Genomic DNA, 15,807 nt, shown 5'->3' on the forward strand with positions numbered 1-15,807 from the left:
GGTTTATAATTGGTTAGTTAGTTAAAAATCCTGAAGCTCCCCGCTTCAGGATTTTTTGTTGTTGCTAGATAAAGACTCGTGCTACGCTCGCTGTTGGATCTAGCCACATTGGGTACGGTCTATATATAATTTCACTTATCTTTGTTATATGAGAATTTTGGTAATCGAAGACGAAACTACACTCAATAAAAATATTTGTGAGGCCTTGGAAGCTGAAAATTTTGTAGTCGAAAGTACCTTTGACGGCTTTTTGGCGGAAAGGTTCTTAAAGAGAGAATCTTTCGATTGTGTAGTGATGGATATTAATTTACCAAAGAAAAACGGCTACGATCTCTGTAAGGAATTTAGGGGATATAATACGCAAACCCCTGTACTGATGCTGACCGCTTTTGATGAGCTGGAAGACAAAATCAAAGGTTTTGATAGTGGTGCTGACGACTACCTGACCAAACCATTTTTTATGAAAGAGCTCATTATGCGAATCAATTCGCTGCTGAAAAGAAGCCAAAGCAAGTCCGAAAATAATACGAACGATACGATTATCGCTTCGGATATTCTTATTAATACGGCTCAAAAAAAGGTTAAGAGACAAAATCAGGAAATACAGCTTACGCCAAGGGAATATCAAATTTTAGTCAAACTCTGTAAGCACAAAGGCGAAATCATTTCCAAAAATGAATTGATCAAGGAAATTTGGGGAACTTCGCTTAATGTGAACACCAATACGATCGAGGTTTATGTGAATTTTCTGCGTAATAAAATTGACAAGCCGTTTGGCAAAAACTCCATCAAAACAAAAATCGGTTACGGGTACTATTTGGAGACAGAATGAAAATCAGAAACAAAATACTCATCTATTTTTCGAGTACGGTCATAACGGTATCTGCCCTATCGCTCGTGATTGTTTTTATTTTGTTTTCAGCACACCGTGAAGAAGAGTTTCAACAGCAGCAATTTTCCAAAACGAAACATACGATTGGGCTTATAGAAGAATTTGGAAAAATAAGTGCGGAGCTTTCATTGCTGCTGGACAAACAGGATATTCACGACTTCTATGATGAAAAAATGCTTATTTATGACAACAATAAGAAGCTTATTTTCTCGAGTATTGATAGTCTGGAGATCGAGAAATCAGCCCTTATCTTAAACAATTTATCGGTTTCAAATGCTTGGATGGAAACCAAAGAAGATGGTTATGATCTGATTGGCGTATATGTCGAAAATAATGGTAAGGGATACTACGGAATCAGTAAAGCGTATGACTATTTTGGGTATTCCAAAAGGGATTTTCTCCAAAACGTGCTGGTCGGGATTTTTCTGGCCATCGTATTGATTGTTCTGTTGATTTCATTCTATCTTGCCAATATTATTGCCAAACCAATTTCGGAGCTGACGAAAAAGATGGAAGATTACGATTTGAGCGAGGAAGAAAACGAATCCGTTGAACTTCAGACCACGACTACCGAGCTAAAAAACCTGTCGGAAAAATTTAATGAACTTTTAAAACGTACCCAGGATGCTTTTAGGTTTCAAAAATATAGCATCCAGCATATTTCTCACGAGCTGAAAACCCCGATTGCGGTATTGGTTTCGGAACTCGAGAAAATTGAACAGCAAAACGATCTGGAGCGGATAAAATCCGATCTTCCGGGACAGACGCAAAAAGCTAAATCACTCGGACATATCATTGACGTCTTGCTTCAAACTTCTAAGATCGAGGCAGGACAGCAAATTACCAAGGCTAACGTCAGAATTGATGAAATTATGTTTAACTGCATTGCTGAAATCAATACGCTTTATCCCGCGTTTAATTTTGAGGTATATTTCACCCCCGACCACTTCAATGAGGATATCTTAAATAGGCAAGCAAACGAACCGCTGATCAAACAAGCATTGCTGAACTTGCTGCTAAATGCGGTTCACTATTCCGATAATCAGAAAGCGAATGTAACTTTTGATGGTTCTTCCGATGTGCTTACCCTTATTGTTTCAAATTCGGGGAAAGTCCTCAAAGACGATGAACAGCAGTTTATTTTCACGCATTTTTTTAGGGGAAATAATGCGCAGACACAACAAGGTTTTGGCCTTGGGTTAGTGCTTGCTAAAAGGATTTTCGCCATCCACGACGCGAAGATTCATTATTATTCGAGAGGGAAATCTGAAAATGTGTTTGAAGTCAATTGGTGATTAGCGCATTCGGAGGTCTCTGAATTCTTTATTTCTAACCTTAAGCCAAATTTTATATCCTTTAAGCCTTTTTTAAGGTCAATAAGGCCACTTTTGTGACATTAATTGTTGCAAAATGAAACGACTTATCTTATTATATGTTTGCATAAACGCCGGATTACAGGTACATGCTCAACAGACACTCCACCTGTCTCGGCAAGAGGCAGAGGCCTTATTTTTGCAGAATAATCTTCTATTAATTTCCGAAAAGCTCAACATCGAAAGCCAGCAGGCAGAAGTCATTCAGGCTAAAATGTGGCCTAATCCGGAATTCTCGATAGGTGAACTAAACCTTTGGAAGAATTCGACGGTAGAACCCTCGCCCCCATTTGTGGGCAATTTTGGACGAAATCAGCAAATCGCTTTTGAACTCAGTCAATTAATCCAAACGGCAGGAAAACGCAGCAAACTTATCGCATTAGAACAGGTTGATGTTTCTAAAGCAGAGCAATATTTTGAAGATTTATTGCGGGGTTTGAAACTCGAGCTTCGTAACCAGCTCACTGATTTGCAATATGTTCAGCAGTCTGTAAAAGTTCATCAAAACCTGATGGAAAGCATCGCGGTACTGACCAATGCTTATCAAAATCAAGTGAATAATGGCCATATTTCAAAAGCGGAATATATTCGTATAAAGGCACAGGAACTCGAAATCAGCAAAGAAATTTTGGATCTTTCTCGCCAATCCAACGAAATCCAAAAAGAACTCAAATTATTGCTCCGTGTTAATCCCTCGGTTCGTATAGAAATCACGGATGACAGGTTTGTTAAAGAGCCCAAACTTTATCGATCGGTTATCCTGGAACAGATCGCCGAACGTGCCAAAGAGAATCGTCCCGATTATAAACTGGCTTTGTTAGAAGAAGATTATTCCAATAAACTATTGGCCTACGAAAAAGCACAGCGTGTACCCGATTTAAATTTTGGCGTGAATTACGACCGTAACGGAAGCACCATGCTTGATTTCGTCGGGGTTAGCGTTTCCTTTGATTTGCCGTTATTTAACCGGAATAAAGGGCGTATAAAGAAAGCGCAGATCAGCATTGAAAACGCCAAGGTTCAGAAAGAGCAAACTGCGCTGATGATCGAAAATGAGATTTTTGTCGCTTACCAATCGCTGCAACAGGCTATCGACTTTCTGCATGAGATCGAAGAGAGTTTTGAAGGCGACTTGGACATGCTTTTGGAAAATTACACTAAGAATTTCACGGACCGAAATGTGAGTATGTTAGCGTATTTCGATTTTATGGATGCTTACCGGAATAACAAGAAAATCATCCTCGAAGCCCGAAAGGACGTCCGTCAGAAAGCAGAAGAACTCAATTATTCGTTAGGAAAAGACCTTTAATCAATCATAAAAGATGAAAAAACACCTTGTACCCGTCTTGTTCGTTTTACTTCTAGGCGGCTGTAAAAATAAAGAAGAGTTTAAGACCGTCCCGAAAGAAAAATTCTGTTTGGATGAGAAAACCAGTAGCATTATCGAAATTAAGAAGACCGAAAAGCAAGCGGTCACGGAGCGAATCCATTTAACAGGGCATATCGCATCCAATCCCGATAAGCTGGTGCATTTTGTGAGCCTAGTAGATGGCGTTATTTCGAATACGTATTTTTCTTTGGGAGATGCTGTCACCGAAGGACAGCTTTTAGCGGAGATGCAGAGTACCGCTTTGAGCGCACTTCAGGCGGAATTACGTTCGCTCGAAGCACAGATCGAGGTTGCAAAAGTGGACTTACGTGCTAACGAGCAAATGTTCGCGGATCGAATCTCGTCGAACCGGGATTTAATTGATGCCGAGAATAACCTTCGCATTCTGGAATCCGAGAAGCAAAAAGTAGAAAATAATTTAAGCCTATATAGTGCGAGTAGTACCAAAAACGTATTTCAGATAAAAGCCCCTGCTACGGGAATCATCACCGCTAAGAATATCAGTTCAGGAACAACCGTAACCAATGCGGGAGAACCGCTTTTTTCGATTTCGAATCTGGACAACGTGTGGGCTATGGCAAATATCTATTCGGCGGATATTGCCCACATAAATGAAGGGATGGACGTTGAAATCAAAACAACTTCCTATCCAGACGAAATTTTCAAAGGAAAAATTGAGGTGATCTCGCAGGTTTTGGACGAAAACTCAAAAGTACTAAAAGCCCGAATCGTGTTGAATAACAAGGATCTTAAATTAAAGGTCGGCATGATGGCGGATGTTTTTGCGCTTAAGAAAATGGATAAACAGGAAATAGCTGTTCCGACTTCCAGTTTGGTTTTTTTCCACGAGAAAAATTACGTCTTGGTTTATAAAGATGACTGCCATATTGAAGCGCGTGAAGTCACCTTATCGACAAAAGGGAGCGGAATAACCTATATCGAAAGCGGATTGGACGAAGGCGAAAATATCATTACGAAAAATCCGCTACTGATTTTTGAAGCGATCCATAACCAAATCATCTAATTAATTCGAAATGCAAAAGTTTATTCAAAATATAGTTGCTTTTTCACTGAAAAATCCGGTTATCGTTTTTTTCCTTACGGGATTATTGGCGGTAGTGGGTATTATCAGTTTGAAGCATACGCCTATTGAGGCCTTTCCTGATGTAACCAATACCAGAGCCCGAATTATCACACAATGGTCGGGAAGAAGTGCGGAGGAGATGGAGAAATTTGTGACGCTTCCGATCATGAAACAGATGAATACGATCCCGAAAAAGACAGATGTACGGTCAATTTCTCTGTTTGGATTGTCGGTGGTTACGGTGATTTTTGACGATGATGTCGATGATTTTTACGCCCAGCAGTATGCTTCAAATCGCTTACAGGGAATCGATCTGCCGGATGGCGCGGAAGCGAACATTGAGCCACCCTATGGCGCTACAGGCGAGATTTTTCGTTACGTAATTCGTAGCAGCAGACCGATCAAAGAAATAACCGCGATCCAGGATTGGGTAATCGAACGAGAGTTGGTCGCTGTTCCGGGCGTAGCGGATATCGTGAGCTTTGGAGGGGAAGAAAAAATTTATGAACTCAAAATCAATCCGGTTGATCTGGCCAATTACGATCTGTCCCCGCTGGATGTGTATGAAGCCGTTGCTAAAAGTAATATCAACGTAGGTGGCGATGTCATCGAAAGAGGTTCGCAGGCTTATGTGGTTCGCGGTGTAGGGCTTCTGGAAAGTGTGGCTGATATCGAAAACATTTTGATTGAAGTCCGTGGCAATACGCCAATTTTGGTAAAACACGTAGCACAGGTCGAAATTTCAGCCAAACCGAGATTGGGACAGGTTGGTCTTCAGGACGAAGATGATTTGGTACAGGGTGTGGTGGTGATGCTTCGTGGTGAAAATCCGGACGAGGTAATCCCGGGGTTGAAAAGCAAAATCGAGGAGCTCAACAATACGATTCTACCGAAAGATGTAAAAATAGAACCTTTTATTGACCGTACCGAATTGGTAGAGGCCACCGTAAATACCGTGGCTAAAAATATTGTAGAGGGGATTTTCCTGGTTTCGGTTATCGTTTTTATTTTTCTGTATAATTGGCGAACTACGGTGATTGTGGCGTCGGTGATTCCGCTTTCGTTTCTTTTCGCTATTATGATGTTGCGTATCCAGGGCTTACCGGCTAATTTGATTTCAATGGGCGCGATTGACTTCGGATTGCTGCTGGAGGGCACGCTCGTTATCGTGGAAACGGTCTTTGTCGCTATGGAGAAAAAGGCACACCAAGTCGGTATGCCGGCATTCAATAAAATGTCTAAATCGGGGCTGATCAAAAAAAGTGCGGGAAGTGTAGCGGGATATATTGTTTTTGCACAGATTATTTTGATCGTTGCGCTTATTCCGATTTTTTCCTTTCAGAAAGTAGAAGGCAAAATGTTTTCGCCATTAGCATTTACGTTAGGCTATGCGCTTTTAGGTTCGCTTATTCTGAGTATTACCTATGTTCCTGTAATGTGTAGGTTTTTGCTTCGTAAGAACATCGTTGAAAGGGAAAATTTCATATCGCGGTTTTTCAAAAACGCGATGTACAGATTGTTTTTGTGGACGGAGCGCAGAAAAAAGCTGACGATTTTAGCTTTCGTGGCGCTGATCGCCATTTGCGGAGTCCGTTTTATAAGTTATGGTACAGAGTTTATTCCTAAACTCAACGAAGGGGCTTTATATGTAAGAGCAACCCTTCCAAACAGTGTCAGCCTACGGGAGTCTACCCGTTTGGCAAAAGAAATGAAAGACAAAATAAGAAGCTTTGAAGAAGTGAAATTTGTTTTAAATCAAGTCGGCAGACCCAATGACGGAACTGACCCGACAGGCTTTTTCAATATTGAGTTTCACATCCAGCTCTACCCTGACAAGGAATGGGAAAGCAAACTTTCAAAAGACGAGCTTATCGAAGAAATGAGAAATGAATTACAGTCCTATCCCGGTATTGTTTTCGGATTCAGCCAACCTATTCAGGACAATGTGGAGGAGTATGTAGCAGGCGTCAAGAGTTCTTTGGTTGTGAAAATTTTCGGAAATGATCTGTTCAAGCTTGAGGAGTATGCCGACCAGGTTGCAGACGCTATCGGAGATGTAGCAGGGATCGAGGATTTGAATGTATATCGAAACATTGGACTTCCAGAACTTCGCATTCAGCTTCACGACCATAAAATGGCACGTTACGGAGTAGATATAGCAAATGCCCAAGCGGTTGTAGAAATGGCTATCGGCGGAAGAGCTGCTACCACCTTCTATGAAGAGGATCAAATGTTTGATGTGCGTATTCGCTTCGCTCCGGAGTACCGAGATGACGAAGAAAAAATCGGCGATATCTTAATCCCGACCGGATCGGGAACAAAAATTCCACTAAGTGAGATAGCGACCATCGGCTACATTACGGGGCCCACATTTATCTATCGGGAAGGAAGTAGTAGATATATTGCAGTTGGATTTAGTATTGAGGGCAGAGATTTGGGTAGTACTATTGCGGAAGCAAAGGCCAAAGTTGCGGAAAAAGTTAATATTCCCAAAGAAAATAAAGTGGTTTGGGCGGGTGAGTTCGAAAGTAAGGAGAGGGCAACGGCGCAGCTGGCTGTCATCGTACCGGCGGTTCTGTTACTGATTTTATTCCTTCTGTATTTCAATTTCGGGACGGTTAAGGATACGATGATCGCAGCAAGCACCATTCCGTTTGCCTTTATCGGAGGTTTTATTTCGCTTTGGCTGACAGGAACCGTTTTCGGAATTTCCGCTGGAATCGGATTTATCATTCTTTTTGGCGTGAATACCATAAACAGTATCATCTTGATTGCAGTAATGAAAGACAATTTGCGAAAAATGGACGTCAAAGAAGCGGTTTCAAAAGGGGTATTTGATCGAATTCGTCCCATTGTAATGATTGCCCTGATGGGCTCATTGGGATTGCTCCCGGCCTCACTTTCCTCGGGAATGGGTTCAGAAATTCAGAAACCACTCGCCATTATGATTGTAGGTGGATTGTTGGTCTGTATGATTTTATCGCTTACAGTATTACCCCAGGTGTTTTATCTGGCGTATCGGAACAAACCCACCAAACCTTCCGAATAAAAGAGACCAACCCATAACGGTGGCCATTCCTGTCAAAAACACACTTATCCTGCTCTATTGTCGCACAGCTGCAATATTGACAGCCGGGTAAGAACAGTTTGCAGCTAGAATTGTCAAGAAAATGTCGGTTTATAGGGAAATAAGGCTACAAAAGGTGCAAAACTGTTAAAATCTTGTTAAAAACAACCTATCCAAAAAGCGGGGCACAGAGGTTGATTATAGTTTAATACTTTTCATAATTTAGGTTTATAATTGGTTAGTTAGCAAAATCCTGAGGTTCCCCGCCTCAGGATTTTTTCTTCGGTATTTTAAGCAGGATGCTACAGGATACTTCTTGTCAGAAATTGACATACATTCGTGGCTAGGGCGGAATGCCAAGTAAATAAAGCTAATTAACTGAATGGTTAAAAAATGAGAATTAATAAGTACACTATATTTAAAGCGGCAGCACAGTTAGCTAAGCCTATCTCCGATGCGACTCACCAACTTACCGAGATTTCATTTCTGGTGCTGCGCATTGAAACTGACTCAGGGATTGTAGGGGAATCTTATCTATTGAGTTTCCAATATAGTCCGCGAGCAATTATTGGCGCGTTGAGAGACGTCGGCGAGATGTTGCAAGGTGAAGCTATACATAATACGGTTCAGAGTTTTGAGCGAATCAATCACGAAAACGAATATTTTGGAATAGAAGGCATTAACCGGTGGGCGCAGGCTGCTTTCAATATTGCGATGTGGGACGCCTGGAGTAAATCCTTAAATCAACCTATTTGGAAAGTTCTGGGAGGTGTTGCTCGTCCCATACCTATTTACGGCAGTGGCGGCTGGAGTTCTTATAATATTGATGAACTTATTGAGGAGGTAACTTCCTACAAGCGTCGTGGTTTTCAAGCAGTCAAGATCAAGGTTGGAAAACCTGATTGGCGGGAAGATTTCGAACGTCTACGCCTGGTAAGAGAAGCTGTCGGCGATGAGATCGGAATCATGATGGACGCCAATCAAGGTATGAAGGTTCCCGAGGCGCTAGCATTGGCAAGGGCAGCACAGCAATTAAATATATATTGGTTTGAAGAACCTATAGATCATCAAGATTTCCAAGGTTATCAATTGCTGCGTAATCAGTCAGGTATATCAATTGCTATGGGTGAACGCGAATACAGTACGTCGCCCCTGCGCGAGCTGATCAAATTGAATGCAATTGATATATGGCAGCCGGATATTTTACGTTTGGGCGGTGTAGAGGCATGGCGCGATAGTGCGGCGGTCGCAAAAAGCAATCATATCCCGGTTTTACCGCATTATTATAAGGATTACGACGTTCCCCTATTGTGTACCATTAGTAATGGTAAAGGAGCTGAATCGTTTGACTGGATTGATCCACTCATCGACTTTCCCCTCCAAATTGAAAACGGCATGGCACTGCCTCACGATCGTCCAGGGTGGGGATTTTCTTTCAAAGACAGTGGTTTAACGGAATTATAAGATAGCTATGGAAAATTTTATTGCGAAGATGTATTCGCTGAAAGGGCTTACGGCGATTGTTACAGGAGCTTCTAGCGGACTAGGGCTGCATCAAGCAATCGCATTGGCAAATTGCGGTGCTACCGTATTTGCATTAAGTAGATCGGGTGAACCTAAGGTAATTCCTGATGCCCCGCTTCCGGATAATCTTTTTTTCGAAAAGTTGGACGTTTCGTCTTCTGCAGACGTTCGTCAAAAGTTTAAGGAAATCGGTGAAGCAGGCGGAATTGATATCTTAGTCAATAATGCGGGCATAACGCAACGTATCCGGGCTGAAGATATGACGGAGCAAATATGGCGAGAAATTCACGACGTAAATGTGGATGCCGTGTTCAAATGTTCGCAGGCTGCTTACCCTTATTTGAAATCGTCGCTACATGTAGGCCGTATAATTAATATTTCTTCGATGGCTTCTTATTTAGGTTTTAGTGAGGTCGTCCCTTATTCCTCCTCGAAATCGGCCGTTTTAGGCATTACTCGCGGATTAGCGGTCGAATGGAGTGCGGATAATATCTTGGTTAATTCGGTTTCCCCGGGGTGGTTCCCGTCACTGATGAGCCAGCAGGTTATGGACGAAGATCGAAAATCAAAGATATTAAATAGGATGCCGCTCCACCGATTCGGCCGACCGGAAGAGCTAGCGGCTATGATTTGTTTTTTGGCGTCACCTGCCGCAACTTATATTACCGGACAAGACTTTAGCGTGGATGGTGGTGCATTGGCTTTCGGATTTTGAGAAAAACATTTTAATGGTCGCGAAGGCGCATAATTACTGAAACAACGCAATTATAAATTTTGTTTGTATAAGTGTACAATTTTATTTTCTTTCTACAAAATTTTTATACCTTTGCGAATCTTGGTTAAGTATTATTAAGCTAAATCGCAAACAAGATTATATAAACTACAAACAAATACACGAAGACAGAAATGCAGAGTAAAGGGCTGATTAAATTTTTGGTAGTAGTGGTGTCAATAGCATGCCTCTATTCCCTATCATTCACATTTGTTACACGAAAAGTAGAACGAGACGCAGCGGAATATGCCAAAGGCGATATGGCCAAAGAAAAGGCTTATCTGGATTCCATAGCGGGTGAGGAAGTTTACAATTTAGGACTGGCTAAGTTCACCTATAGGGAAGCTAAAGCACATGAACTGGCTTTAGGTCTGGATCTTAAAGGCGGAATGAACGTAACCATGGAGATCTCCTTGGACGAGCTCATTAGCAATCTAGCCAATAATCCGACGGATGAGAATTTTAACAAAGCACTCGAATCTGCGGTTCAAAAGAGTAAATCGGTAAACAGAGGTGTTGTTGAACTATTTGTTGACGAATATAAAGCGACCGGAGCGGGAACACCTTTAGCTACTTTCTTCGCTACAAGCGATAACGCAGCGCTTATTAAAGGAACAAGCTCTGATAGCGAAGTTCGCAGCTTCTTAAACAAAGAGGCGGATAACGCGATTGAGAACTCGTTCAAAGTATTGCGTACGCGTATTGACAAGTTTGGTGTGGCTTCGCCGAATATCCAAATTCAACAAGGTACTAACCGTATATTAATCGAACTTCCGGGGGTTAACGACGAACAACGTGTACGTAACCTCCTGCAAGGATCAGCCAAATTAGAGTTCTACGATACACACGATAACTTTCAGGTGTATCCGTTGTTGGAAAACATCAACAACATCTTAGCGAGTTCCTTACGTTCTGAAACACCAGCACAAGCGGTAACTAATGATTCTACTGCACAAGATAGCTCAGCTAGCGACGAAAATCTTCTCGCTAATTTAGGAGCAGCAACGAAAGATAGTACCGATACGGCAGCTGTTTCTGCAGAACTTGCAGCGAGCAACCCTTTATTTTCAATCTTGAATCCGGCTACCTATATCGACCAAAACGGACAACCAAATTTGAGCCCTGGTGCGATGGTGGGTATTGCGAACTTGAAAGATACAGCTCGCGTAAACGATTACTTAAATCGTCCAGAAGTACAAGCGAATATCCCCGGAAATTTGAAGTTCTTATGGGCAGTTAAACCAGAACAAAGAAGCCCTAGCTTCCTTTCTTTATATGCCATCAAAACATCTGGTCCGGAAAATGGCGCCGTTTTAACGGGTGATGTCATTACGGATGCACGAGATGATTTCAATGAACACAACCATCCGGTAGTATCGATGTCCATGAACACCGAAGGTGCCCGTCAGTGGCGTAAAATTACGGCGCAGGCAGCACAGAATAACAATTCGGCGATTGCGATCGTATTGGACGGTGTTGTATACTCTGCACCTGGTGTAAACGAGGAAATTCCGAACGGAAACTCTTCTATCTCCGGTAACTTCACCATTGAAGATACAAAAGACTTAGCGAACGTATTAAAAGCAGGTCGTCTTCCAACGACAGCTAAAATCGTGGAAGAAGCTATTGTAGGTCCGTCTTTAGGACAGGCTGCTATCGATGCGGGTGTGGACTCGTCCGTTATTGCCCTGATCGTGGTGATGATTTTCATGGTAGCTTACTATAACCGTGCAGGTATCGCGGCGAACATCGCGGTATTATTCAACGTATTCTTCTTGATGGGTATTCTAGCTTCCCTAAATGCGGTGCTCACCTTACCGGGTATTGCAGGTATCGTGTTAACGATGGGAACAGCGGTGGATGCCAACGTACTGATATATGAACGTATCCGGGAAGAATTAGGCCTAGGTAAATCCATCCGTCAAGCAATTGCGGACGGTTATAAAAATGCCATGCCTTCAATCTTAGACTCCCAGATCACGACGTTCTTGGTAGGTCTCGTATTGTTCTTCTTCGGTAGTGGTCCAATCTTAGGCTTCGCTACCACGTTGATGATCGGTATTATTACTTCGTTGTTTACGTCTATTTTTATCTCGCGTTTGATCTTCGAATACATGTTATCGAAAGACTGGAAGGTATCCGTATCCTTCCCCTGGTCTGCAAACACCTTGAAAAACGCGAATTTCCAATTTATCAAAAAACGTAAGGTATTTTACGGCATTTCGGTGATTGCTTCGGTGATTGCACTAGTTGCAATATTCACGAAAGGTTTCACCTTGGGTGTGGATTTCAGTGGCGGACGAACCTATACGGTTGCTTATGAACAAGCCGTTAATTTGGAAGAAGTACGGGCGAACCTAGATGAGGTATTTGGCTTAACTACAGAGGTAAAAACCTTCGGTAGTGAAAACCAAGTTCGCGTGACGACAACATACCACGTAGCAGAAACCAGCGATGAGGCGGATGCAGAAGTATTGGGTAAATTGAATGAGGGTCTTTCTAAAGTGCAGGGCAATAGTTACGAAATCCTTTCTTCACAGAAGGTTGGGCCAAGTATCGCTACGGACATTAAAGACCGCGCGATATGGTCGAGTATATTCTCGGTATTAATTATCGCGGGTTATATTTTGGTACGTTTCCAAAAATGGCAATACTCTGTCGGTGCAGCGATCTCCACGATTCACGATGCGATCATCCTATTGGGTTTATTCTCTATCCTGGATGGCATTGTTCCTTTCTCTTTGGACATCGACCAGCATTTTGTGGCGGCCATCTTGACTGTCGTTGCTTACTCCGTAAACGATACGGTGGTTGTATTTGACCGTCTACGGGAATATCTAGGCAAACCAAACGCACACAAAGTTGGCTTTGACACGACGGTGAACAGTGCGATCAACTCGACATTGAGCCGTACCATCATTACCTCATTAACGATTATCTTCGTGTTGGCGGTATTATTTATTTTCGGTGGCGAGGTTATCCGCGGGTTCTCCTTTGCGATATTAATCGGTATCGTAGTGGGTACTTATTCTTCGATTTTCCTAGCTGCTCCAGCGGTTTATGACCTTAGAAAGGGTCAGGCTATCGCGGAAGAAAAACCAGAAAAAGTAAAAGTCGTGACGCCATAATAGCCAATCACGGGTTATCCATAGAAAAGGTCTCTGAAAATGCTCAGAGACCTTTTTTTTTATCATCATTTTTACATCATTTAATGATCGAGCCTAGTTGATTGCTATAATTTTTCCTAGTTTTGGACATGGTAAAAAAGCATTGGATAAAACCTGCCTTAATAGCCATAAAAAACATTATACGAATGAAACACATATTCACAAGTCTTGTTATCAGCTCTTGCACTTTATTTAGTGCTTGCCAATCCAATACCAACAATACGAATGCGGCGAACGTGCAGCACCCCTCGGAACAACATGCTGCTCATCAGGGCGCAGCTACTACGCAACCTGCAGCTCCCCTCATCAAAAAGGCAGCCAAGCAATTGCCTGCTTTTAAATTCTACAAGGTGAAGTCGGGTATTGGCTTTACCAATGAGGACGTAGCGGCTAACCGTAATAGCGTATTTATACTTTTTGATCCAAGCTGCGGACATTGCCAACAAGAAGCGGGTCACATCGGTAAAAACTACGACAAACTGAAAAATGTCAACTTGTATTTTATTTCCATGAATGACCCGGCGTTGATGGCCTCCTTTCTCGAGACTTTCGGTAAGGAACTAGTGGACAAACCGAATGTGGAAGTTCTTTACGACAGAAACCAAGAATTTATCCAGAAAATTCATGTGCCGGCACAGTTTCCTGCAAACTATGTATATGGTCCGGACGGTACGTTGAAAAACTACTGGGACGGAGAAAAAAGCATTGATTTCCTTTTAGCTGAGTTTACTAAGTAAAATCGTTTTATTTTCATGAGAATTGCAATCAATGGCTTTGGACGGATCGGCCGCAATACCTTACGGAATATTTATCGGCGTGGTCTTCAAGAGGGTTTACAGATTGTTGCTATCAATGATTTAGCGGATACCGCTACCCTCGCCCATTTGCTGAAATACGATTCGGTACACGGTCCCTTTAGCACGAAGGTAGAACATGATGAAAAGCACCTCATCATCGAAGGGAAAGCCATAGCCATACTAAAAGAAAAAGGTCCGCTTAAGCTCCCTTGGAAGGACTTAGCGGTGGATGTGGTTATCGAGTCTACCGGTGCCTTCACCACGCAGGAGAAAGCTGCCTTGCATTTAGCGGCCGGCGCTAAACAAACCATTATTTCGGCTCCCTCTCCCGATAAGGAGGTGCCGACGGTTGTGCTGGGCGTGAACGATCACACCTTTGCTTGGGATACACCCTTATTTTCCAACGCTTCTTGTACAACGAACAATGTGGCTCCGCTGGTAAAGATTTTAGATGAGAACTGGGGGATCAACGACGGCTATATTACCACGGTGCATTCCATGACCGGTGATCAGAACCTGCACGATGCTCCACACCGGGATCTACGCAGAGCGCGTGCTGCATCGTCTTCTATTATACCGACCACAACGGGTGCGGCCAAAGCAATTACGAATGTATTTCCGCATCTGGAGGGAAAACTAGGTGGGGCCGGCATACGCGTACCGGTACTTAATGGTTCACTGACGGACTTCACTTGTACGCTTAAGAAACAAACAACCGTAGCAGAGATCAACGCGAAATTTAACGAGGCTGCAGAAGGAAGTCTGAAAGACATTCTTTTCTATACCGAAGATCCGATTGTTTCCGTGGATATCATCAACAATCCTTACTCCTGTATTTTTGATGCGCAACTGACCTCTATTGTAGGTGGGTTAGTTAAGGTAGTGGGCTGGTACGATAACGAGTTTGGCTATTCCAACCGATTGGTGGATATATTGCTTAAAGTTCACCAATAACACCAATACCGAACAGTGCAAAATCATATTTGACGGGATCCTCGGGATCGAAGTGTTTTAGATTCTCCGTGAGTTCAACAGCTGTTTTCCAGTTCACTTTATCCGAGCTGATCAGCCCAAACTTATGGGCCACACGCTCCACATGCACATCGCAGGGGCAGATCAGGTCGCGGGGTTTTATCCGGTTCCAGATACCAAAGTCTACGCCTTTGTCGTCTTTCCGGACCATCCAGCGTAAAAACATATTCAGACGCTTGCAGCTCGACTTCTGTAAGGGCGAACTGACGTGCTTTTTCGTGCGGATGGGATGATCGGGTAAGGAAAAGAAATAGGCCTTAAATTCGTTTAAAGATCGCTCCATGGAAAAGGGCTCACCTGCTTGGTTTCCAATCAGGAAAGCATCTTCAAGTGAAGGGAATGTACTATAGTGAAAATGCAGAAAAGACACAAAGTATAACAGGTCGGTGTCGTTAAAGGTACGGTGTTTAAATCCTAAAAGGTTCTTCAAGTCGGAGGCTTCGTGCTCCCGGATAAAATTCGCTGGCTGACCGTCGAAACGATCAATAAGATCTTTGCATTTGTTGATAATCGTTTTGCGCTGCCCCCAAGCCAAGATAGCCGCAAAGAAGCCCATGATTTCTATATCTTGCTGCTCCCGGAACAGATGCGGAATACAGATCGGATCGTTTTCAATAAACGTGGGTTGGTTAAATGCTGCTACTTTATCGTCTAGAAATTCTTTGATGTCGAAATCTGCCATACCTTTGCTTATCCATCCTTTGATTTG

Annotated in this window: 11 protein-coding genes; 10 read left to right on the top strand and 1 reads right to left on the bottom strand. The window is 42.7% G+C overall.

The window, feature by feature from the left end:
* The first annotated feature begins 148 nt into the window (after positions 1–148).
* From LKO28_RS01910 to gap, 10 genes are all read left to right on the top strand, one after another.
* Positions 149–832 (top strand): response regulator transcription factor, encoded by a 684-nt coding sequence (locus tag LKO28_RS01910; RefSeq protein ID WP_227692846.1) that lies wholly within the window; start codon positions 149–151, stop codon positions 830–832.
* Positions 829–2,187, top strand: coding sequence for a sensor histidine kinase (locus tag LKO28_RS01915; protein WP_227692847.1), 1,359 nt, complete (start codon positions 829–831; stop codon positions 2,185–2,187). The genes LKO28_RS01910 and LKO28_RS01915 overlap by 4 nt, the downstream gene beginning before the upstream one ends.
* 115 nt (positions 2,188–2,302) lie before the next feature.
* Positions 2,303–3,574, top strand: a complete 1,272-nt coding sequence (locus LKO28_RS01920; RefSeq protein ID WP_227692848.1) for a TolC family protein — start codon at positions 2,303–2,305, stop codon at positions 3,572–3,574.
* A gap of 13 nt (positions 3,575–3,587) precedes the next feature.
* Positions 3,588–4,679: an efflux RND transporter periplasmic adaptor subunit gene (locus LKO28_RS01925; protein WP_227692849.1), complete on the top strand. Its 1,092-nt coding sequence runs from the start codon at positions 3,588–3,590 to the stop codon at positions 4,677–4,679.
* A 10-nt stretch (positions 4,680–4,689) separates the two neighbouring features.
* A complete protein-coding gene (locus LKO28_RS01930; RefSeq protein ID WP_227692850.1) occupies positions 4,690–7,788 on the top strand; it encodes an efflux RND transporter permease subunit in 3,099 nt (1,032 codons plus the stop codon).
* 411 nt (positions 7,789–8,199) lie between these two features.
* Positions 8,200–9,270, top strand: a complete 1,071-nt coding sequence (locus LKO28_RS01935) for a mandelate racemase/muconate lactonizing enzyme family protein (RefSeq protein ID WP_227692851.1) — start codon at positions 8,200–8,202, stop codon at positions 9,268–9,270.
* Between the two features lie 7 nt (positions 9,271–9,277).
* Entirely contained in the window at positions 9,278–10,045 is a 768-nt protein-coding gene (locus LKO28_RS01940) for an SDR family NAD(P)-dependent oxidoreductase (protein WP_227692852.1), read from the top strand.
* A 191-nt stretch (positions 10,046–10,236) separates the two neighbouring features.
* Entirely contained in the window at positions 10,237–13,230 is a 2,994-nt protein-coding gene (gene secDF / locus LKO28_RS01945) for a protein translocase subunit SecDF (RefSeq protein ID WP_227692853.1), read from the top strand.
* A gap of 185 nt (positions 13,231–13,415) precedes the next feature.
* Positions 13,416–14,006 (top strand): peroxiredoxin family protein, encoded by a 591-nt coding sequence (locus tag LKO28_RS01950; protein WP_227692854.1) that lies wholly within the window; start codon positions 13,416–13,418, stop codon positions 14,004–14,006.
* 15 nt (positions 14,007–14,021) lie between these two features.
* Complete coding sequence (gap, locus tag LKO28_RS01955) at positions 14,022–15,020, top strand: type I glyceraldehyde-3-phosphate dehydrogenase (protein ID WP_227692855.1); 999 nt, start codon at positions 14,022–14,024, stop codon at positions 15,018–15,020.
* On the opposite strand, the gene LKO28_RS01960 is transcribed toward gap, so the two are convergent.
* On the bottom strand, positions 15,004–15,780 hold the full coding sequence (locus tag LKO28_RS01960) for a TIGR02757 family protein (RefSeq protein WP_227692856.1): 777 nt from the start codon (positions 15,778–15,780) through the stop codon (positions 15,004–15,006). The genes gap and LKO28_RS01960 overlap by 17 nt on opposite strands.
* Positions 15,781–15,807: the final 27 nt, after the last annotated feature.

Origin of the sequence: Sphingobacterium sp. FBM7-1 (assembly GCF_020687765.1) — a bacterium.
In the GTDB taxonomy this organism is placed as follows: domain Bacteria; phylum Bacteroidota; class Bacteroidia; order Sphingobacteriales; family Sphingobacteriaceae; genus Sphingobacterium.